This is a genomic window from Streptoverticillium olivoreticuli subsp. olivoreticuli (assembly GCF_003391135.1).
In the GTDB taxonomy this organism is placed as follows: domain Bacteria; phylum Actinomycetota; class Actinomycetes; order Streptomycetales; family Streptomycetaceae; genus Streptomyces; species Streptomyces blastmyceticus.
Genome location: NZ_CP031455.1, coordinates 6,492,022 through 6,510,718 on the forward strand (window position 1 = coordinate 6,492,022; position 18,697 = coordinate 6,510,718).

At 69.4% G+C, this 18,697-nt stretch carries 18 protein-coding genes and 1 pseudogene; 11 read left to right on the top strand and 8 right to left on the bottom strand.

Annotated features, from left to right (window positions below):
• Positions 1 to 35 precede the first annotated feature (35 nt).
• The 3 genes from DXZ73_RS28920 to DXZ73_RS38420 all read left to right on the top strand — a co-directional run bounded on the left by DXZ73_RS28920 (position 36) and on the right by DXZ73_RS38420 (position 4,057).
• Complete coding sequence (locus tag DXZ73_RS28920; RefSeq protein ID WP_240351527.1) at positions 36 to 743, top strand: bifunctional DNA primase/polymerase; 708 nt, start codon at positions 36 to 38, stop codon at positions 741 to 743.
• A complete protein-coding gene (locus DXZ73_RS28925; RefSeq protein WP_116213957.1) occupies positions 740 to 2,236 on the top strand; it encodes a hypothetical protein in 1,497 nt (498 codons plus the stop codon). The genes DXZ73_RS28920 and DXZ73_RS28925 overlap by 4 nt, the downstream gene beginning before the upstream one ends.
• Before the next feature lie 333 nt (positions 2,237 to 2,569).
• Positions 2,570 to 4,057: a hypothetical protein gene (locus tag DXZ73_RS38420; RefSeq protein ID WP_162890365.1), complete on the top strand. Its 1,488-nt coding sequence runs from the start codon at positions 2,570 to 2,572 to the stop codon at positions 4,055 to 4,057.
• A 379-nt stretch (positions 4,058 to 4,436) separates the two neighbouring features.
• On the opposite strand, the gene DXZ73_RS28930 is transcribed toward DXZ73_RS38420, so the two are convergent.
• The 6 genes and pseudogenes from DXZ73_RS28930 to DXZ73_RS28955 all read right to left on the bottom strand — a co-directional run.
• Positions 4,437 to 5,240 carry a hypothetical protein gene (locus tag DXZ73_RS28930; protein ID WP_116213958.1) on the bottom strand — a complete coding sequence of 268 codons (804 nt, stop codon included), beginning with the start codon at positions 5,238 to 5,240 and terminating at the stop codon, positions 4,437 to 4,439.
• An 83-nt stretch (positions 5,241 to 5,323) separates the two neighbouring features.
• Positions 5,324 to 5,785, bottom strand: a complete 462-nt coding sequence (locus tag DXZ73_RS28935; protein WP_116213959.1) for a glycine-rich domain-containing protein — start codon at positions 5,783 to 5,785, stop codon at positions 5,324 to 5,326.
• A gap of 91 nt (positions 5,786 to 5,876) precedes the next feature.
• Positions 5,877 to 6,074 carry a hypothetical protein gene (locus DXZ73_RS28940; protein WP_116213960.1) on the bottom strand — a complete coding sequence of 66 codons (198 nt, stop codon included), beginning with the start codon at positions 6,072 to 6,074 and terminating at the stop codon, positions 5,877 to 5,879.
• Positions 6,071 to 6,508, bottom strand: coding sequence for a hypothetical protein (locus tag DXZ73_RS28945; RefSeq protein ID WP_240351528.1), 438 nt, complete (start codon positions 6,506 to 6,508; stop codon positions 6,071 to 6,073). The genes DXZ73_RS28940 and DXZ73_RS28945 overlap by 4 nt, the downstream gene beginning before the upstream one ends.
• A 56-nt stretch (positions 6,509 to 6,564) precedes the next feature.
• Positions 6,565 to 7,794 carry a helix-turn-helix domain-containing protein gene (locus tag DXZ73_RS28950; RefSeq protein ID WP_116215927.1) on the bottom strand — a complete coding sequence of 410 codons (1,230 nt, stop codon included), beginning with the start codon at positions 7,792 to 7,794 and terminating at the stop codon, positions 6,565 to 6,567.
• 271 nt (positions 7,795 to 8,065) lie between these two features.
• A pseudogene (locus tag DXZ73_RS28955) lies at positions 8,066 to 8,464 on the bottom strand (amino acid permease); the annotation flags it as partial.
• Positions 8,465 to 8,909: 445 nt separating this feature from the next.
• On the opposite strand from DXZ73_RS28955, the gene DXZ73_RS28965 reads away from it, so the two are divergent.
• The 4 genes from DXZ73_RS28965 to DXZ73_RS28980 all read left to right on the top strand — a co-directional run bounded on the left by DXZ73_RS28965 (position 8,910) and on the right by DXZ73_RS28980 (position 12,114).
• A complete protein-coding gene (locus tag DXZ73_RS28965) occupies positions 8,910 to 9,305 on the top strand; it encodes a hypothetical protein (protein WP_205519254.1) in 396 nt (131 codons plus the stop codon).
• Positions 9,306 to 9,347: 42 nt separating this feature from the next.
• On the top strand, positions 9,348 to 9,893 hold the full coding sequence (locus DXZ73_RS28970) for a MarR family winged helix-turn-helix transcriptional regulator (protein ID WP_116213961.1): 546 nt from the start codon (positions 9,348 to 9,350) through the stop codon (positions 9,891 to 9,893).
• Between the two features lie 64 nt (positions 9,894 to 9,957).
• Positions 9,958 to 10,284: a DUF3817 domain-containing protein gene (locus tag DXZ73_RS28975; RefSeq protein WP_116215928.1), complete on the top strand. Its 327-nt coding sequence runs from the start codon at positions 9,958 to 9,960 to the stop codon at positions 10,282 to 10,284.
• Positions 10,285 to 10,413: 129 nt separating this feature from the next.
• Positions 10,414 to 12,114 carry an acyl-CoA mutase large subunit family protein gene (locus tag DXZ73_RS28980; RefSeq protein WP_116213962.1) on the top strand — a complete coding sequence of 567 codons (1,701 nt, stop codon included), beginning with the start codon at positions 10,414 to 10,416 and terminating at the stop codon, positions 12,112 to 12,114.
• Positions 12,115 to 12,266: 152 nt separating this feature from the next.
• Here DXZ73_RS28980 and DXZ73_RS28985 read toward each other — a convergent pair whose 3' ends face one another.
• Positions 12,267 to 12,878 (bottom strand): TetR/AcrR family transcriptional regulator, encoded by a 612-nt coding sequence (locus tag DXZ73_RS28985; protein ID WP_116213963.1) that lies wholly within the window; start codon positions 12,876 to 12,878, stop codon positions 12,267 to 12,269.
• A 222-nt stretch (positions 12,879 to 13,100) separates the two neighbouring features.
• Between DXZ73_RS28985 and DXZ73_RS28990 the strand changes: the two genes are divergently transcribed.
• The 4 genes from DXZ73_RS28990 (at position 13,101) to DXZ73_RS38425 (ending at position 17,174) form a co-directional block, all read left to right on the top strand.
• Positions 13,101 to 14,075, top strand: coding sequence for a tetratricopeptide repeat protein (locus tag DXZ73_RS28990; protein WP_116213964.1), 975 nt, complete (start codon positions 13,101 to 13,103; stop codon positions 14,073 to 14,075).
• Between the two features lie 575 nt (positions 14,076 to 14,650).
• Entirely contained in the window at positions 14,651 to 15,289 is a 639-nt protein-coding gene (locus tag DXZ73_RS28995) for a DUF6230 family protein (protein WP_116213965.1), read from the top strand.
• 129 nt (positions 15,290 to 15,418) lie between these two features.
• Entirely contained in the window at positions 15,419 to 15,922 is a 504-nt protein-coding gene (locus tag DXZ73_RS29000) for a DUF6114 domain-containing protein (RefSeq protein ID WP_116213966.1), read from the top strand.
• Positions 15,912 to 17,174 carry a hypothetical protein gene (locus tag DXZ73_RS38425; protein WP_162890366.1) on the top strand — a complete coding sequence of 421 codons (1,263 nt, stop codon included), beginning with the start codon at positions 15,912 to 15,914 and terminating at the stop codon, positions 17,172 to 17,174. Before DXZ73_RS29000 ends, DXZ73_RS38425 begins: the two co-directional genes overlap by 11 nt.
• A gap of 76 nt (positions 17,175 to 17,250) precedes the next feature.
• Here DXZ73_RS38425 and pyk read toward each other — a convergent pair whose 3' ends face one another.
• Entirely contained in the window at positions 17,251 to 18,675 is a 1,425-nt protein-coding gene (gene pyk, locus DXZ73_RS29015; RefSeq protein WP_116213968.1) for a pyruvate kinase, read from the bottom strand.
• Positions 18,676 to 18,697 lie beyond the last annotated feature (22 nt).

Below are 18,697 nucleotides of genomic sequence, written 5' to 3' on the forward strand. Positions count from 1 at the left end.
TGGTGATCCTCGATGTCGACTGTCACGGGGGAGATGTGCCGACCGACCCCGAGCGGCTGCTGCCCGGCGTTGAGCTGCCCAACGACACCGCCCCGGGCAGCATCGTTGACGGCCGCGACGTGCTCGCGCTGCTCGTCGAGGTACGCTGCGCCACGCTCCCCGGCTGCGCCCCGGAAACCCTCATCGTGCGCACCCCCTCGGGAGGGTTTCACTACTGGTTCCGGGCGCCCGCCGGTACGGCCTGGCGCCCGCAGGCGGGGGCGCTGGGCTGGCAGTTGGACGTACGCGCCGGATCGTCGTACGCCGTGGCGCCAGGCACGGTCACCCGTGATGGCGCGTACACCGCACTCGGAGACTGCCGTGCGGTCACCGAACTGCCCGTGTGGCTCGCCCGCGACCTCGAGCGCACTGGGCACCGCGTACGCCCCGAGCGGCCCCGCGTCGCGCTGCCCTGGCGCTCTCGCAGCGTGGGTAGTGGGTACGTTGCCGCCGCCGTCGAGAGCGAGCTGCGCGCGGTCGCCGAGGCGCAGCCCGGCACCCGCAACGCCACGCTCAACCGCGCCGCCTTCAGCCTCGGCACCCTGTGCGCCGTGGGGCGCCTCGAGCACGACCAGCTCGCCGACGTCCTGCGCGACGCCGCCCAGCACGCCGGACTGCCCGAACGGGAAGCCGATGCGGCAATACGCTCGGGCCTCTCCGCAGGCGAGCGGCACCCGCGCACCCTCTCCGGAGCCGCAGCATGACCTACGCCCCCGCCTTCAATCCGGCCGCCGCCGCGCGCTCCATCGTCCCCTTCCCCCGGCAGGAAGCGAGCGCGGAGCAGCCGCGTGTGCCGAAGCAGGAACGCCGGCCACCGCAGGCCGAAGTGCTGCGCGTGCTCGGACAGAACCGCTTCCGGTACCTCCACCACAACGGCGCCCCGTACGCCGTCCCGTACGACGGCCCGACCATCGCCGTACCGCTACGCGCCGCCGCCCACACCGGCACCGGAAGCCTGCGCCAGCACCTCACGCTCGCGTACGTGACCGAGCACAACCGGACGCCCTCGCAGACGGCCCTCGCCGACGCCTTGGCCGCGCTCGACGCTCTCGCCATGCGCGTCCCCGAGACCGAGCTGCACCTGCGCGTGGCTCCGGACCCCGAGGACCCTGCCGTGTCCTGGCTCGACCTCGGGCGCCCCGACGGGGAGTCGGTGTGCCTCGCTCCCGATGGGTGGGCACTGACCTACCCCGGCCCCGAGGCCGGACTGGTATGGCGGCGCAGCAAGCTCGTCAGTCCCCTGCCGCGCCCAGACCGGGTGGCGGGTGGCTGGCGCGCGGGGCTCGAGGAGTTCGGCGCCTTGCTGCCGTTCACGCCCGAGACGTTGCCGCTCGCCGTCGGCTGGCTGCTGGCCGCGCTGCGCCCCGGCATCCCTCGCCCCATCGCCTACCTCACCGGCGAGCAGGGCACGGGCAAGAGCACGTCGGGTCAGATGCTCGCCGGCGTGATCGAGGGCGCCCGCGCGCCACTGCGGCAGGCTCCCGAGTCTCTGCGCGACCTCGGGCCGACCACCGCCGCTGGATGGATACTCGCGCTCGACAACCTCTCGGGCATGCCCGGCTGGCTCTCCGACGCCCTGTGCCGCGTCGTCACGGGCGAGGCACAGGTGACCCGCGCCCTGTACACCGACGACGACGTGAACGTCCTCACCTACCAACGCCCCGTCCTGCTCACCGGCATCGACCTCGGCGCACTGCGCAACGACCTCGCCGAGCGCATGCTGCCGCTCGAACTCGCCCCCATCCCCCGGCACAAGCGGCGCACCGCGGGCGCTCTGTGGAGCGCGTACGAGCAGGCGCACCCGCGCTTCCTCGGCGCGCTGCTCGACCTCGCCACCGCCGTATGGGCAGACCTCCCGTACGCCGCCGCCGTCGACCTCACCGAGCGCCCGCGGCTGGCCGACTTCGCCGAGCTGCTGCACGCCCTCGATCGCGTCACCGGCTGGCACAGCCTCGCCGCCTTCAACAGCTCGCAAGACGCGCTGAACGACGCCGTCCTCGACGGTCACCCGGTCGCCGCCGCGCTGCGCGAGTGGACCGTCTCGCCCGCCTTCCCGTCCAACGGTTGGCAGGGGACCATGGCCGAGCTGCACCGGATGCTCGGCAGCGACGGGCGCGGCCTCGCCGACGGCTGGCCCAAGACATCCGCCGTTCTCAGCGCTCGCATCCGCCAGGTCGCGCCCGCGGCATCCACGTAGCGCGCGCCTCGGGCAGCAACAAGAACGGCAAAGTGTGGGCCGTCACCCACACCCCGCCAACCTGACTCATCCCCGCACCTCGTCGTGACCCTTGATCCTCGGCCATCGACGGTCGAACTTCCCCTGGTCAGGCAGCTCTGATGATTTCTGCGCAGATGGGATGCCCGCGATCTCTACCTCCATAGATCGTGAAGCAGCCGAGGCTGTACCTACAGAGGAGGCAGCGGATTGGAGTATCAGACAAACTCCATCTTGGTTTGCAGACCAGGCGAAGTGGGGTAGGACGGACCAGATGGTCCGTTATCAGGTCTAGCGAACGCGGGGTGGGAGTTCGTGCGAGTTTCAGAGTTCTACAACATCGGCCGAAGCCAAGGAACTCTTGATTTCATTGATGTCGACATAACCGACGACGTGCCAGTCTATATCGATCCGGGCATGATCAGGCACCTACCCGACGATTGGGGCAAGGAGTGCCTCATCATGCTCACCACGTTTTTCGATAGCGTCCTGGACGCAGTGCGCTCAGGAGACAAAGATCGAGCTAGGCGTCTCCTCGGGAACCTTGGCGAACCTAACGAGACGCATCTCGGTTTTTCCTCGGGAAGAAGTGCGGGTCGCGGCTTCGGCAGGCAGATGGGTGATCTTCTTGCCGAGAAATTGGCAGCGAGCCAAGCAGCTCAGACTGGCTTGATTGAGGACCTCGAAGATACGGCCTTCTTCATTGACAAAGTGGGCAAGGATATAGTCTCAGACATCACGACTAATATAATTCGTGGACCTCTTATCGCCTACACGCAACAGATGGCCTCAGTGTTTGGAATCCCGCTCGATGAGGATGTGACTAGCGGCCCCGTCTGGAACCCCCACACCCTTGAATGGGAACACGGATACACACGCCTCCCCATACCTGGCGACCATAAGCTGCTACTGGTCCCTAAGGTGATAGTGCGTCGCGACATGTACCTGTCGCGCGCGGAGTACTATCGAAATCACCTTGTGCCGACACTCCGATCAGAGGAGCTAGACAACCCGAGCAGTAACCTCGTTCGGACTCTCAAGAACGGCAGCAAGAAAGTGTACACGCGGGACATTCAAGAGCGTTACGGGAGCTCAAAGACTGACATCACACGCGAATCTTTGCTTCGCCCTGACGTCTACGCAAACTACAGGAGCCTCAAGAGGAATATCGCTCCGCCGCCAATCTCACACGAGGAGCTCAGCCAAGCCAACCGCACGTCGCTCCCAGATTACGAGAAGTTGCTCGCAGATGTCCTTGACACCCCGGCAGGAAAAGCCGATGCAGGCAAGTACCACCACCGAATCGAAGCACTGTTCACCGCCCTATTTTACCCATCTCTAACGATGCCGGAGATGGAAGAGGAAATACACAACGGGCGCAAACGCGTCGACATCTCGTACACAAACGTCGCCCAAGATGGATTCTTCCAATTTCTCGGGCGCCACAAAATCAAGTCCACATACGTAATAATCGAATGCAAGAACTACGGGAAAGAGGTAGGGAATCCAGAGTTGGATCAGCTATCTTCGCGTTTCTCGCCACTTCGAGGGCGGTTTGGAATACTTGCCTGCCGTTCCTTCGATGACAAGGATCGGTTTCTGAAGAGGTGCAGGGATACGGCTCTAGATCATCGAGGGTACGTTATCGCGCTGGATGACAATGACCTTCGAGAGATTGTTGCAGATGTCATGGAAGTCATTAATTGGAAACCTTCAGATCGGCCTCAAGCCGAGCCGGAGACTCAACCGAGGGTAGAGGGCTATCCGCTACTGTTCCGCAGGTTTAAGGCCCTTGTGAATTAGCTGCGGGAGGATTCGGCTGTGGCATGCTAGCTCAGAGGTCGGTGCGACACGAGCCCGGCTTGCGATGGGGCGGCCGACATGTCCCGCCATTCGCATAGCCGAAAAAAAGGGGGGACGCTCAGGGGACGCGTTCCGCACCGCAGGGCGTCCCCCACAGAGCCCCGCTTACTCCGCTGGAGCAACCACACCGCCCAGCATGGGGGATGCAGGGATGCCCCAAACCCCCTTCTCTTCTGTCCCAGCAAGCAGAGGATGGAGAAAGGAAGAGGAGTCCGGCGACAGCGTCCCCGCTGTCCCCATCCGAAGCTGCCAAATGTCCGCGCCGCGACCGGTCGATGCCTTCCCCACGCGCGCGAGCGCCGCCGACTCCAATCCCGGCTCAGGCCACGGTGAGAGCCCGGTGCTCAACCCAGGCTCCGGCGGCAGCGATGAGCGCTGCTCTGTGCGGTAGCGGGTCTGTCCGTTCTCTGCTCTCCCAAACCGCGTACAGGGCATGCGTGAAGGTGTCGACTGCACCAGGGGAGGCCGCGCGGTATGCCGGAACCCGTCGGGCGATGGATTCGGCCTGGTGGGGGGTGTGTCCTGCGTGGATGAGGCGCGGCACGGTGAATGCGGTGTCGGCCCAGTCCGGCGCCGGGCAGGCGAGCGCCCAGTCGACCAGAACGAGCCCGTCGGCTGTGGCCAGCATGTTCAACGGCGACATGTCCGTGTGGACGAGTGCCCGTCCCTCGAGGTCGTGCGCGTGGCCGTCCGGGACGAGCGCGCCCCATCGGGTGTGCAGCGGCTTCTTACGCACCGCCTCGGGCCACGGAGCGGCAGACATCGCGGTGAGCGCGTCGACGAGCGGGGCGAGATCGGCGGAGCCGGGCGAGAGATCGGGGTGGTGACCGTCGACGTACTCGTACCCCACGAGCAGCCATTCGCCCGCCTCCACCTGCCACAGCAGACGCGGAGCGAGCGGCGCGCGATCTGTCACTCGCGCTTCGCTGCGGTACATCCATGCCGATGGGTCGTCGAGCCGGACGCCCTTGACGAACACGCGCCCCGAGCCGGTGCGCAGGACGCAGGCAACAGGCGACATCACACCCTTGTCGGCGGTCTCCGCCCACTCGACCGGACCCGTGTGCGCCTCGACGGCGTGCCGTGCGGTGGGCGGGAGTTCATGCCATGGCGTTCGATCCACCCGCGTCTCTCCTCGTACGAACAGAAGCCGGCCCCCGGCTCGGCCACAGCGTGGCACAAGCAGAGGACCGGCGCAGGGAACTGTCAGGCGTGCTTGGGGCTGTTGTGGCAGTTCGCGTGGCACTGCGAGCAGTCGGCGATGTCCAGCTCCGGCCAGAACTCCATGTCGATCAGGAACCCGGCGGCAGTGATGGCGTCCACCGTGCGTGCCCGCAGGGCCTTGCCGCCGCCGTGCTCCTCCTTGTCGAGGAAGCCGGGCTGATGGTGCACGAACTTCCCGAGCGTCTGCGCGCAGAAGTCTTGATACGCCTTGGTGTGGAGCAGGAAGGCGTGCCAGAAGTCATCCAGGAGCGGGGACGGGCTGAGCGGTACGGGGCTGTGGACGCCCGCGGCGAGGAAGGCGAGCATCTGTCCGATGCCGCGGTGCGCCTTGCCCTCGGTCATGTCCGGGAACTTGGCGCGGATGTTGGCTGCGAGGGTTGCCCGCAGGTCGGCGCTGAGCAGCGTTCGCGCGTCGGTCGCGGAACGTTCCTGAACTACGGTCACGGTCCTTTGCCTCCTTGATTCGGTGGTGCGTAGGACGTGCTTCGCGATCCCCGCCCGGCCGGGGCGTGTCCAGCCGACCGGGCGGGGAGTTCTAGACCGCCGGAGGAGCGGAATCGGGGACAGCCAGCGCGGGCCCGGTGTCTCCCCGGTCGCCGAGGCCGTTGCCGACAATGGCGCCGAGGCAGACGAACCCGACGAGCGTGCCCAGGGCCCACAGCCAGCCCAGGACGAGACCCAAGGGGTCGGAGCTCCGCGGCGAGTGGGCGGCGTGGGCGTGGCGGGCGCTCATGAGGCGTCCTCGCGAGCCTTCCCGCGCAGTCCGATGATGCGCCCTACCTGGTAGTGGTAGAGCTCCATCTGATCGGGGGTGAGGACGAGGAGCGCCTCGCTCGTGCCGCCGTCCTCATAGTGGATCTGGACGGGCACGGTGCCCTGCTGCGCATGGTGGTCGTAGACCGCGTCCCGCTTCATGGGCGTGACGTGAGTGGCTTGTGCCGGGACCGGTCGCAGGGTGGTTCCGTCGGCCGGGGCGGACCACTCGGCGCCGCCGCCGGGCGGGCGCAGGTGGTAGGTCGCTGCTCCCTGGCCGGGCAGGGCGACCACAACGCCGATCCGCCCGTCGCGGGCGGTGTCGTGGGCGAGGTCGCCGAGCTGGGGGAAGAAGGGGGCTGCCGCAAGTAACTCGGCGCCTAACGAACGGGGTTGGGCCGGTCGTCCAGTCATGCCCCCGACGCTAGGAGCGCGTCAGGGGGCGAATATGAATGGGAGGAATATGGCCCTCATCCGTCCAGGTGGAAGCGGTCGGACATGCGCCGCAGCTTCTCCCGCGTCGCGGCTCGCTCGGCGTAGACGATGCTCCGGAGCGTGGCCCGGGCGATGGGGTGGTTGCGCACGAGCTGGGGAGCGATCCGCTCGGCGGTCTCCAGTTCGGCGAGCGCCTTGTCTCGGTTGCCGTCCCACAGCCACGCGCGGGCGAGGTCCATGTGGTGGTGCCCCTGGCGGGAGCCGGGAAGCGCGGCGACCAGTTCGGGGCTGGTGCGGCGGTTTATGGCCAGGGCCTTGGTCTGCTCGCCCGTCTCGAGGGCGATGCTGATCGCGTGGATCTGCACGTTGCCAGGGGAGAACGTGACCGAGTGCCGGTCGTAGACCGGCGGGCCCTGGTGATCGCGCATACGGTCGGCGGCGCTGCGCGCGTACCCGATGCGGTCCTCGGCTTCGGACGTCCGTCCCGCACGTGCGGCTGATACAGCGGCCCGAAGCTGGAGCGAACCCCACATGCGCACGGCGAGCGGGGCGCCACGGTCGTAGTCGTCCTGGATGTTGGCGAGGGCCTTGTCCGACAGCGCGAGGGAGTCGGCCCAATCGGCAGTCGCCCACATGTCCCATACCCGCATCCAGTCAGCGAGGGAGGGCATCACGGGGTCGCCGGACAGACGGGCGGACCACACAGCGCGCTCGGCTGCCATAGCGATCAGCTCGGGGTGCCCCAGGGCGTGGGCGGCGGTGTGGGCGAACTTGCAGGCGACCGCGTAGACCGCGTACGCCTCCTCGCGCTCGTGCCCCGTGGCCACCTCGGCGAGCGCGCGGGCCTCGCGCAGCAGGTCGGGCAAGACGCGCAGGATCGCGACGTTGGCCGCCGTGTCCCGCAGCCGGTGCAGGCGCGTCATCTCCCGCCACAGCTCACCAGAGGGGCGGGGTGTTCCGTCGAACACTGGCGTGAGGTCGTAGCGGCGCAGCTCCCGCAGGATCGAGGCCGCGGCGACCTGCCACTGATTCTCGGCAGGGCTGCTGGTGTACGGGCGACCGATCAGGTCGTTGGGGTGCACGTGCAGCTCGGCGGCGAGCAGGTTGAGCAGGCCGACCCGGTCTATCTCGATCTGGCCGCGCTCCATCTTGGACACCCACCCCTGAGACTTGCCCAGGGCGGCGGCGAGGTCGGCCTGCGGCATGCCGAGCCGCAGGCGGGCCCTGCGTGCGCGGCGGCCGATCTCTTCGGCTTCTTCCAACATCAGCACACCTCCCACGCTGCGGCGGGGCTGCTGTGCTCAAGCGGTCGGCAGGGCATCGTGGCTCCATCCGTTCGGGCTCATCCCCCAGAACGGTACCCATGCCCGTGGTGGGGCAGGGAAGCCTTTGCACTCTGTGCCCTCGAGGGCACACCCAGGGCACAAGACCCAGGAAGACCCCGGAAAACGGCGGCAACTACTGAACGTAGTTTTAGCACGTCAACCGGGGTTTCCGTGGATCAGCGCAGGTCAGTGGATCATGCGGGCGGTTCTTCACATACTGTCCGGCCGCGGTGATCTCGGCCATGCCGGTCGTGACCCACATGATCCAGTACGTCCACGCGGTGGCGTATCCCCAGAACGGTCCGAGGAACTCCCGCGCGTATTCCGCGAAACTGCCCGACACGGGCTTGTGGGTGAGCAGCTCGCCGAGCGCGCGCATGGCGAAGAGGAGCACGACGCCCGCAGCGGCGTACCAGATGATGAGGCTGGGACCGGCCTGGGATATCGCGGTACCGGCACCGAGGAAGAGTCCGGTCCCGATCGTGCCGCCGATGGCGATCATCTGGATCTGACGGGATCCCAGGCCGCGCTTGTAGCCCTCGGGCGAGTCGTCCTGAGCGGGGCCGCGCGTGCCTTTCGCTGTGGTTTCGCCTGATGTCGGTGGCTGCATGCGCGAAGCCCTTCTCGCGCGGATCTTGGGCTGGCGACCTTAAGTAGCGACGGCGTCGGCGACAAGTCTCTTTCGGCTCTGCGAGGGCTCCGCCGGGGGTGCGGAAATCCAGCCCGTCCGGCGTTTGAGGACGCGGCCGCAGGCCGCTCCCGCCGCAGGCGGCAACGGACCCGCACTCGGGGGCCTGGGGCACGAGCCCCAGTTTCGGGAAGGGGCGGGGTAGGGGAACAAGCCCACCCCGCTGGAGGCACCTCTGGGGGCACCCCCGGACGGAGTCTGGGGGAGGTAGCTGGCGCTCGCGGGCGCGGCGGCCGAATTCGTCCCGGTGCACGACGTGGTGGCCGGGGCGGGTGCGCTCGGCACGGTGGTGGCGGGGACGGCGATACGGAGTGTCGTACGCTCTCGGCCCAGCAAGTGATCTTCAGGGCCCGAAGGGGGAGCGCGGATGTTCGGCGGGAGCAGGAGGAGCGAGCAGGTGGTCGTCCTGCGGGATTCGCAGGCGATCGCCGAGGCCGTGCGCGAGGCGCTGGCCGGCGCGAGCGAGGAGCTGCGGCCGGGGCTGGAACTGGCCGCCGAGCTGATCGCCCGGCAGGCGGAGCGCCCCGAGCACGAGGTGCGGGCGGAGTGGGCGCGCGGCATCCTCGCCGAGGCGGGCGTCGACGCCCGCGAGCGGGAGGTGCACGCCGTGAAGACGCTGCGCCAGGCGCGGCCGGGGCTGGGCCTGGCGCAGGCGGTGCAGCTGGTGCGCGAGGTGCAGACCGCGGCGGAGCAGGCGGATCAGGAGCAGGCGGATCAGGAGCAGGCGGATCAGGGGCCCCGCGGGGCCGGTCCCGGAAGGTGAGATGACGGCGCCCACGATGTGACCTGACGGTAGGCTCGACGCGTGCCGAAGCCGCTCAGCCTCTCCTTCGATCCCATCGCCCGAGCCGACGAGCTCTGGAAGCAGCGCTGGGGGTCCGCGCCGTCCATGGCCGCGATCACCTCGATCATGCGCGCCCACCAGATCCTGCTCGGCCAGGTCGACGCGGTCGTCAAGCCGTACGGGCTGACCTTCGCGCGCTACGAGGCACTGGTGCTGCTCACCTTCAGCCGGGCCGGCGAGCTGCCGATGTCCAAGATCGGCGAGCGGCTGATGGTGCACCCGACCTCGGTGACCAACACCGTCGACCGCCTGGTGGTCTCCGGCCTCGTCGCCAAGCGGCCCAACCCCAACGACGGGCGCGGCACGCTCGCCTCGATCACCGAGAAGGGGCGGCAGGTCGTCGAGGACGCCACCCGCGACCTGATGGCGATGGACTTCGGGCTCGGGGTGTACGGCGCGGACGAGTGCGGCGCGATCTTCGAGATGCTGCGGCCGCTGCGGGTCGCGGCGGAGGACTTCGCGGGGGATTCCGCCGGGGACCGGGCGGACGATCTCACGGACGGGTGACACCCTCCGGCGCGCGCCGGGGGTGGCGAAGATCGCCCCGGAACGGGCGGTTACGCTCGTGGGCATGAAACAAAGCGTGCTGACCCGCTACCGCGTCTTGGCGTACATCACGGGTGTGCTGCTGATCCTCCTGACGATCGGCATGATCGCGAAGTACGGGCTGGACATGGACGTCTCGGGTCCGGTCCGCGTCGTCGCCATCGCGCACGGCTGGCTCTACGTCCTCTACCTGGTCTTCGCCTTCGACATGGCCTCCAAGGCCAAGTGGCCGTTCGGCCGGCTGGTGTGGGTGCTGGTCGCCGGCACCATCCCGACGGCGGCCTTCTTCGTCGAGCGCAAGGCCACCCGCGACCTGGAGCCGCTCGTCGCGGAGGCGGCCGCCACCGCCTGATCCTCGCGCGCGGGCCCTCGCGCCACGCGGCACAGCCCCGGACACCCTTGTGTTCGGGGCTTTCTTGCGCGACCATTTACTAGGACGTCCTAGTAAATTCGCGGGGCGCGGAAAGGCGGTTCGGAGCACATGGACGCAGAGGCGATCGAGGCGGGGCGCGGCCGCTGGCAGGCGCGGTACGACAAGGCCCGCAAGCGCGACGCGGACTTCACCACACTGTCCGGCGACCCGGTCGAGCCCGTCTACGGACCCCGCCCCGGCGACGCGTACGAGGGCTTCGAGCGGATCGGCTGGCCGGGGGAGTATCCCTTCACCCGCGGCCTGCACCCGACGGGCTACCGCGGCCGGACGTGGACCATCCGCCAGTTCGCCGGCTTCGGCAACGCCGAGCAGACCAACGAGCGCTACAAGATGATCCTCGCCGCCGGTGGCGGCGGGCTCTCCGTCGCCTTCGACATGCCGACGCTCATGGGCCGCGACTCCGACGACCCGCGCTCCCTGGGCGAGGTCGGGCACTGCGGCGTCGCCATCGACTCCGCCGCCGACATGGAGGTCCTCTTCAAGGACATCCCGCTGGGCGACGTCACCACCTCGATGACGATCAGCGGGCCCGCGGTGCCCGTCTTCTGCATGTACCTGGTCGCCGCCGAGCGGCAGGGCATCGACCCCGCCGTCCTCAACGGCACGCTCCAGACGGACATCTTCAAGGAGTACATCGCACAGAAGGAGTGGCTCTTCCCGCCGGAGCCCCACCTCAGGCTCATAGGGGATCTCATGGAGCACTGCACCCGCTCCATCCCCGCCTACAAGCCGCTCTCCGTCTCCGGCTACCACATCCGCGAGGCCGGCGCGACGGCCGCGCAGGAGCTGGCGTACACCCTCGCCGACGGCTTCGGCTACGTCGAACTGGGCCTGAGCCGGGGCCTGGACGTCGACACCTTCGCCCCCGGCCTCTCCTTCTTCTTCGACGCCCACCTCGACTTCTTCGAGGAGATCGCCAAGTTCCGCGCCGCCCGCCGCATCTGGGCCCGCTGGATGCGCGACGTCTACGGCGCGAAGACCGACAAGGCGCAGTGGCTGCGCTTCCACACCCAGACGGCCGGCGTCTCGCTCACCGCCCAGCAGCCGTACAACAACGTCGTCCGCACCGCCGTCGAGGCCCTCTCCGCCGTCCTCGGCGGCACGAACTCGCTGCACACCAACGCCCTCGACGAGACCCTCGCCCTCCCCAGCGAGCAGGCCGCGGAGATCGCGCTGCGCACGCAGCAGGTGCTGATGGAGGAGACCGGCATCGTCAACGTCGCGGACCCGCTGGGCGGTTCGTGGTACGTGGAGCAGCTCACCGACCGCATCGAGGCCGACGCCGAGAAGATCTTCGAGCAGATCAAGGAGCGGGGCGCGCGGGCCGTGCCGAACGGCGCGCACCCGATAGGGCCCATGACCTCCGGCATCCTGCGGGGCATCGAGGACGGCTGGTTCACGGGCGAGATCGCCGAGAGCGCCTTCCGCTACCAGCAGGCGCTGGAGAAGGGCGAGAAGCGGGTCGTGGGCGTCAACTGCCACCACGGGTCCGTGACCGGCGACCTGGAGATCCTGCGCGTCAGCCATGAGGTGGAGCGGGAGCAGGTGCGTGCGCTCTCCGGCCGCAAGGCCGGGCGGGATGACGCTCGCGTACGTGCCTCTTTGGACGAGATGCTGGCCGCTGCGCGGTCCGGGGCGAACATGATCTCGCCGATGCTCGACGCTGTGCGGGCGGAGGCGACGCTGGGCGAGATCTGCGATGTGCTCCGCGAGGAGTGGGGGACGTACGTGGAGCCGGCCGGCTTCTAGGTTTTTTCCCCAGCCCCGCCCCTTCCCGAAACTGGGGCTTGTGCCCCAGACCCCCGGCTGCGGGTCCGTTACCGCCTGCGGCGGGAGCGCCCTGCGGGCGCGTCCTCAAACGCCGGACGGGCTGAATTCGGCCCGTCCGGCGTGCGTCAGGATCACACGCCCGACAAGCCGCCCACCAGCAGAGCCGTGAAGCCCCGGGCCCACTCCTCGTCCACCGACTGGCCGCTGACCAGCGCCCGGTGGACCACCGCTCCCGCGATCACGTCGAAGATCAGGTCCGCGTTGCGCGCGGCCGCCGTCGCGTCCTCCTCCAGCGGGAGTTCGCCGCGCGCCTGCGCCCGCTCCCGTCCGAGGAGGACGAGCCGCTTCTGGCGGTCCACGATCGCGCGGCGGATCCGTACGCGCAGCGCCTCGTCGCGCGTGGACTCCGCGACCACGGCCATGAGGGCCGTCTTCGTCTCCGGGCGCTCCAGCAGCGCGGCGAACCGCAGCACCACGCCCTCGATGTCGGCGGCGAGGCTGCCGAGGTCGGGCAGGTCCAGGTGCTCGTCGAAGAGCGCCGCCACCGCGTCCACGACCAGCTCGTTCTTGCCCGCCCAGCGCCGGTAGAGCGTGGTCTTGGCGACCCCGGCGCGGGCCGCGACGTCGCCCATGGTCAGCTTCCCCCAGCCGAGTTCGACCAGGGCGGCGCGCGTCGCGTCGAGGATCGCCCGGTCGGCCTCGGCGCTGCGGGGCCGACCCGTACGGGCGCGGGCGGAAGTCATGCCGCGACCTTACCGCCGAGTAGCCACGCGGGTATGAGCCAGATCACGCAAAAGCCCGGGGAAGCCCCGTTACAGAGCACCGGCTTCCAGTTACGCTACGACTCGTAGCGAAAGAGCGACAACCACAGGCGCCAGGTGGGGACCCGGCGCCGAAACGATGCTCCGAGCGCCCTACGACGGCGCGCTTTTCCGATCGCCGCGCCGAGGGGGGAGGATAGGCCCATGCAGCCACGGAACATGTCCATGAGTGGAGTGGTCGACCTCGCCGCGGTGAAGGCCGCCGGGGAAGCCAAGCAGAAGGCGGAGCAGGCACGTGCCGAGGCCGCCCGCCGGGGCGGCGCGCCCGCCCCCGCCGCGCAGCGCCTGGTCTTCGACGTAGACGAGGCGGGGTTCGAGGCGGAGGTCCTCCAGCGCTCCGCGGAGGTGCCCGTCGTCATCGACTTCTGGGCCGACTGGTGCGAGCCGTGCAAGCAGCTCGGCCCGCTGCTGGAGCGGCTGGCGGCGGAGTACGCCGGCCGGTTCGTGCTCGCCAAGATCGACGTCGAGGCCAATCAGCTCCTCTTCCAGCAGTTCGGCGTCCAGTCCATCCCCGCGGTCTTCGCGGTGGTGGCCGGCCAGGCCCTGCCGCTCTTCCAGGGCGCGGCGCCCGAAGCGCAGATCCGGGAGGTGCTGGACCAGCTCATCCAGGTCTCGGAGCAGCGCTTCGGGATCGTGGGTGCCCCGGTCGAGCCGGGTGCCGCCGACGAGGCGGCCGCTGCCGCCCCGGCCGCGCCCGCGGGCCCGCACGACAGCGCCCTGGGCCTGGCCCACGAGGCGCTGGACGCGGGTGACCTGGGCGGCGCCGTGCGGGCGTACAAGAACGTGCTGTCCGACGACCCGGGCAACGCCGAGGCCAAGCTGGGCCTCGCGCAGGCCGAACTGCTCCAGCGCGTCCAGGACATGGACCCGCAGCAGGTCCGCAAGGCCGCCGCGGAGGGTCCCGCCGATGTGCGGGCGCAGATCGCCGCGGCCGACCTCGATCTGGTCGGCGGGCATGTGGAGGACGCTTTCGGCCGACTGCTGGACGCGGTCAAGCGGACCGCCGGTGAGGACCGGGACGCCGCCCGCGTGCGGCTGCTGGAGCTCTTCGAGGTGATCGGGGCGGACGATCCGCGGGTGGGCGCCGCGCGTACGGCGCTGTCGCGCGCGCTGTTCTGACGGACCCTTGTTCCCCCTGTGCCCCAGGCGGCACGGACGGCCGCGCTTTACCAAAACTTGGTAATCGCGAGCGCCGTTACTGCGAGTAAGAAAAACCCGGGCATTCGCCCGGGTTTTTTCGTATGACTCCCGCTTCTTCCGCACACGGTGCGGAACCCTCCCGGCACCGGCCGACGCGCTCCGGACCCCCCTTGGTTATCGGCCCGTTACTCGCTAGTAATGAACCTCTTGTGCCCCGGCCGTGAATGGACCACGATCGGCCAAGCTCGGTCCATTCCCTTACCCGGCAGCCGGTCGGTGTGCGGGGCGTGGGTCCCCACCGGGCGGGCCGTCCCGCAGTCGGGCCGGCCCAGGGACAGGGGGGTCCCCGCCGTCAACGGCAGGGCCTGTCCCGGCGGTTGCGCGAACGCGTGGCCAGTGGTTGTCGCTCGGGGGTGATCGCCGGTGCCGTCGGAGGCGTTTCGCGCCACCGGGTGCGGCGGCGCTCTTCTTCCCGAGGACGTAGCACTTCTCCCATCCCGGGCCCGGGCCATGAGGCCCCGACCGGAGATGTACGTCCGAGAAGGAGGAAAGTCATGCAGTCCCAGACTCGTGGTGGGACCAGATGGCGCCGGTTCGCCGTCGTGATGGTGCCCAGTATGGCGGCGACGGCCGCGATCGGTGTGGCGGTGGCACAGGGGGCGCTGGCGGCTTCGTTCAGTGTCTCCGGCCAGCAGTTCCAGGTGACGGCCGACAAGCTTCATGGCACCGGATTCGTTCAGTACGGCGCCTTGGACGAGACCAAGGCGGGCCAGAAGCCGGTCGCGGTGGTCGGCATCGACACCGCCGAGATCAACGGTCTTTGCCAGGCGGTCACCATTCCCACCCCCTTCGGCTTCGACGTGTCGATGACACTGAAGGCCGGGGGCGGGGACAAGCAGGTCACGGCGTCGAAGCTGTACATCGACGCGGACGACATGACCGCCAACGCGAAGTTCAAGAACGTCGACATCGGCGTGTCCGTGGACGACACGACCAAGGGCCCGGGCCCGGCGGCGGGTAAGGGTACCGCGGGGGCGCATGTGCCCGGCTCCTTCGCCCAGCAGGCCGACGAGGTCTGGTTCGACACGGTGGACCAGAAGGCCTGGGCGACCTCGGCGGGCACCTTCACGCTGCCGGGTCTGCACCTGAGCGTTGCCAAGGGCGCGGCCAAGTGCGAGCTGAAGAAGCAGTGACGCGCTGAACGGACGGGTGCGGGAAGGGAAGCGCGATCCCGTACCCGTACCGCGCGCACCGCTCGCCGGGCCCGGCCCAGACATCGAGCAACACGTTCCACCCGATCGCCCCCCGAGGAGCTGTACGACATGAGCGCCGACACGCGACCCCGGCCCACAGGATCGTTCGGCCGCGCCCGTCATTCTTTCCGGGACTGGCGCGGGCGGCGTCCGTTCTGGGGCGGGCTGTGGACCCTGCTGGCCGGCTTCCCGATCATGTACATCCCGTATCAGACCATGACGCTGGGCGATCTGCACATCCGCATGGCCACCACGGCGGGCGCGGGCTCGCTGATCATCGGCGTGCTGCTGGTCGTCCTCGGGCTGACGCTCTGGTTCCAGCAGCAGTCGCGGATCTTCGCCGGTGTCGCGGCGATCCTGCTCGCGCTGGTGTCGCTGGTGGTGTCCAACTTCGGGGCGTTCCTGGTCGGTTTCCTGCTGGCCCTGATCGGCGGCGCGCTCGGCGTCTCCTGGGCGCCGGGCAAGCCGGTCGTCGAGGCGGACCCGGACGGCGGCTCCGAGCCGCGGTCCGACGTGCCGCCGCCGGGACTGAGCCTGCTCAAGGACACCGACGGGGGCCACAGTGCCGCTTGACGAAGAGCCCGAGGGCGAGGGTGTGAGATCCGGCCCCCGGCACGCCGCCCCCCGCAAACCGCTGCTCGCCCGGCTCCATATGCCCGCGGGCAAGGCCGTCGCCATCGCGGCGATGCCGACCGCCGTCCTGATGGGCATGGGGCTCACGCCTCAACTGGCCTCGGCGAAGCCGCCGTTGCCCGAGCCGTTCGAGGGGCAGTGCGCGACGGCGCCGGACGCGTCGCCGGAGGAGCCGGGCACGAGCGCGAGCCCGGAGCCGAGCCGGAGCGCGAAGACGGACGCGGCCAAGCCCAAGGAGCCCACCAAGGAGCCGGCCCCGGCGACGTCCCCGTCCGCGAAGCCTCAGGACAAGCCCGGCGCCGAGCCGGACCCTGGCAGGAGCCCGGACAAGGGCAAGGCCGCGAAGACCGGCCCGTCGTCCGCCCCACCCTCGGCCCCGCCGTCCACGTCGCCCTCGCCGTCCAAGTCCTTCAACCCGTTGGACCCCTTGGGTCTCGGCGACAAGCTGAGGGACATCCTGGACGGCGGCAGGAAGCCCGACGGTCAGCCGTCGGCGCCGCGCAGTGCCGCACCCGGCCCGTCGGGCTCGCCCTCCGCGCCTTCTTCCGCCCCCGCCGCGCCCAAGGGTGCCGGAGCCCCGTCGGACCGGGCCCGTACGCCCAGTGGACAGCCGTCCACCGAGCCGCCCACCGAGCCGTCCACGGCGCCTCCGAGCACCTCGCCCTCCACGCCCTCGCCGGGGGCGAGCGGCTCCCCGGGGGCCCTGCCTCCCTGCCCCAAGGGGCAGGCGGTGGACGGGAACGAGGGGCACGCCTTCCCGATCCAGCCCTGGTATCTGGAGGCGAGCGTGCTCACCCTCAAGGGGCTGACGTACGAGGGCATCAAGAAGATCACCATGGTGAACGGGCAGCAGAAGTCCGTGCTCAAGTTCACCGCGGACGCGCTCACCATCAAGGACCTGCACCAGATCGTCAACAGCAACGGCAAGGAGTACCACGTCGCCGGGCCGGGCACGGATTCGACCGTGACCGGCGGGCAAGTGACGATGTACACCGAGGAGTTGAAGGGCAAGCTGCTGGGTCTGATCCCGTCGACCGCGAGCCCGGCGAGTCCGCCGCCGCTGATCCCCGGCCTGAAGCTGCCGATCCCCGTCTTCTACACGAATGTGAAGCTCCGGCAGGGCGGCCAGTTCGGCGGGACGCTGCACATCCCGAACCTGCACCAGTACTTGACGGACGGCACGTATCCGTAGGCCGTCCCCCCGAAACGGCGAACGCCGGACCGGCTGGAAGCATCCAGCCCGTCCGGCGTTCGTGTGCGGTGTGGGCTCAGCCCTCGCCGCCCAGGTGGTGGACCCGCACCATGTTGGTGGTGCCGGGGATGCCGGGGGGCGAGCCGGCGGTGATGATCATCGTGTCGCCCTTGCTGTAGCGCTTCAGCTTCAGCAGCTCCGCGTCGACCAGGTCGACCATCGCGTCGGTGTTGTCGACGTGCGGCACGACGTACGTCTCGACGCCCCAGCTCAGCGTGAGCTGGTTGCGGGTGGAGGCGTCCGTGGTGAAGGCCAGGATCGGCTGGGCCGCGCGGTAGCGGGACAGGCGGCGGGCCGTGTCACCGGACTTGGTGAAGGCGACCAGCGACTTCGCGCCGAGGAAGTCGGCGATCTCGCAGGCGGCGCGGGCGACCGAGCCGCCCTGCGTGCGCGGCTTCTTGCCCGGGACGAGCGGCTGGAGGCCCTTGGAGAGGAGCTCCTCCTCGGCCGCCTCGACGATGCGGGACATCGTCTTGACGGTCTCGATCGGGTAGGCGCCGACGCTGGACTCGGCCGACAGCATGACCGCGTCCGCGCCGTCCAGGATCGCGTTCGCGACGTCGGACGCCTCGGCGCGGGTCGGCCGGGAGTTGGTGATCATCGACTCCATCATCTGGGTCGCGACGATCACCGGCTTGGCGTTGCGGCGGCACATCTCCACGAGGCGCTTCTGCACCATCGGGACCTTCTCCAGCGGATACTCCACCGCGAGGTCGCCACGGGCCACCATCACACCGTCGAACGCCGCGACGACGCCCTCCATGTTGGCGACGGCCTGCGGCTTCTCGACCTTGGCGATGACCGGCACCCGGCGGCCGACCTCGTCCATGACGCGGTGCACGTCGAGGACGTCCTTGGCGTCGCGGACGAAGGACAGCGCGACCATGTCGCAGCCCATCGCGAGGGCGAACTTCAGGTCCTCGATGTCCTTCTCGGACAGCGCCGGGACGTTCACCGCCGCGCCGGGCAGGTTGATGCCCTTGTGGTCGGAGATGACACCGCCCTCGATGACGATGGTCCGCACGCGCGGGCCCTCGACCTCGGTGACCCGGAGCTCGACGTTGCCGTCGTTGATCAGGATCTGGTCGCCCTTGGAGACGTCGCCGGGCAGACCCTTGTAGGTCGTGCCGCAGATCGTCCGGTCGCCGGGGACGTCCTCGGTCGTGATGGTGAACTCGTCACCGCGCACCAGCTCCACGGGGCCGTCCGCGAAGGTCTCCAGGCGGATCTTCGGGCCCTGGAGGTCGGCGAGGACGCCGACCGCGCGGCCGGTGTCCTCGACGGCCTTACGGAGGCGGTGGTACCGCTCCTCGTGCTCCGAGTGGGTCCCGTGGCTCATGTTGAAACGGGCCACATTCATACCCGCCTCGATCAGCGTCTTCAGCTGGTCGAAGGAGTCGACGGCGGGGCCCAGGGTGCAGACGATTTTGGAACGGCGCATGGGGCAGATCCTATCGGTTTGT

Bases quoted from the DNA above. Each gene is read 5' to 3' on its own strand.
- DXZ73_RS29000 (WP_116213966.1), top strand. From the start codon at position 15,419: ATGAGCGCCGACACGCGACCCCGGCCCACAGGATCGTTCGGCCGCGCC.
- DXZ73_RS28980 (WP_116213962.1), top strand. From the start codon at position 10,414: ATGGACGCAGAGGCGATCGAGGCGGGGCGCGGCCGCTGGCAGGCGCGG.
- pyk (WP_116213968.1), bottom strand. From the start codon at position 18,675: ATGCGCCGTTCCAAAATCGTCTGCACCCTGGGCCCCGCCGTCGACTCC.
- DXZ73_RS28950 (WP_116215927.1), bottom strand. From the start codon at position 7,794: ATGTTGGAAGAAGCCGAAGAGATCGGCCGCCGCGCACGCAGGGCCCGC.
- DXZ73_RS28990 (WP_116213964.1), top strand. From the start codon at position 13,101: ATGCAGCCACGGAACATGTCCATGAGTGGAGTGGTCGACCTCGCCGCG.
- DXZ73_RS28945 (WP_240351528.1), bottom strand. From the start codon at position 6,508: ATGACTGGACGACCGGCCCAACCCCGTTCGTTAGGCGCCGAGTTACTT.
- DXZ73_RS28995 (WP_116213965.1), top strand. From the start codon at position 14,651: ATGCAGTCCCAGACTCGTGGTGGGACCAGATGGCGCCGGTTCGCCGTC.
- DXZ73_RS28925 (WP_116213957.1), top strand. From the start codon at position 740: ATGACCTACGCCCCCGCCTTCAATCCGGCCGCCGCCGCGCGCTCCATC.
- DXZ73_RS28975 (WP_116215928.1), top strand. From the start codon at position 9,958: ATGAAACAAAGCGTGCTGACCCGCTACCGCGTCTTGGCGTACATCACG.
- DXZ73_RS28940 (WP_116213960.1), bottom strand. From the start codon at position 6,074: ATGAGCGCCCGCCACGCCCACGCCGCCCACTCGCCGCGGAGCTCCGAC.
- DXZ73_RS28965 (WP_205519254.1), top strand. From the start codon at position 8,910: ATGTTCGGCGGGAGCAGGAGGAGCGAGCAGGTGGTCGTCCTGCGGGAT.
- DXZ73_RS28985 (WP_116213963.1), bottom strand. From the start codon at position 12,878: ATGACTTCCGCCCGCGCCCGTACGGGTCGGCCCCGCAGCGCCGAGGCC.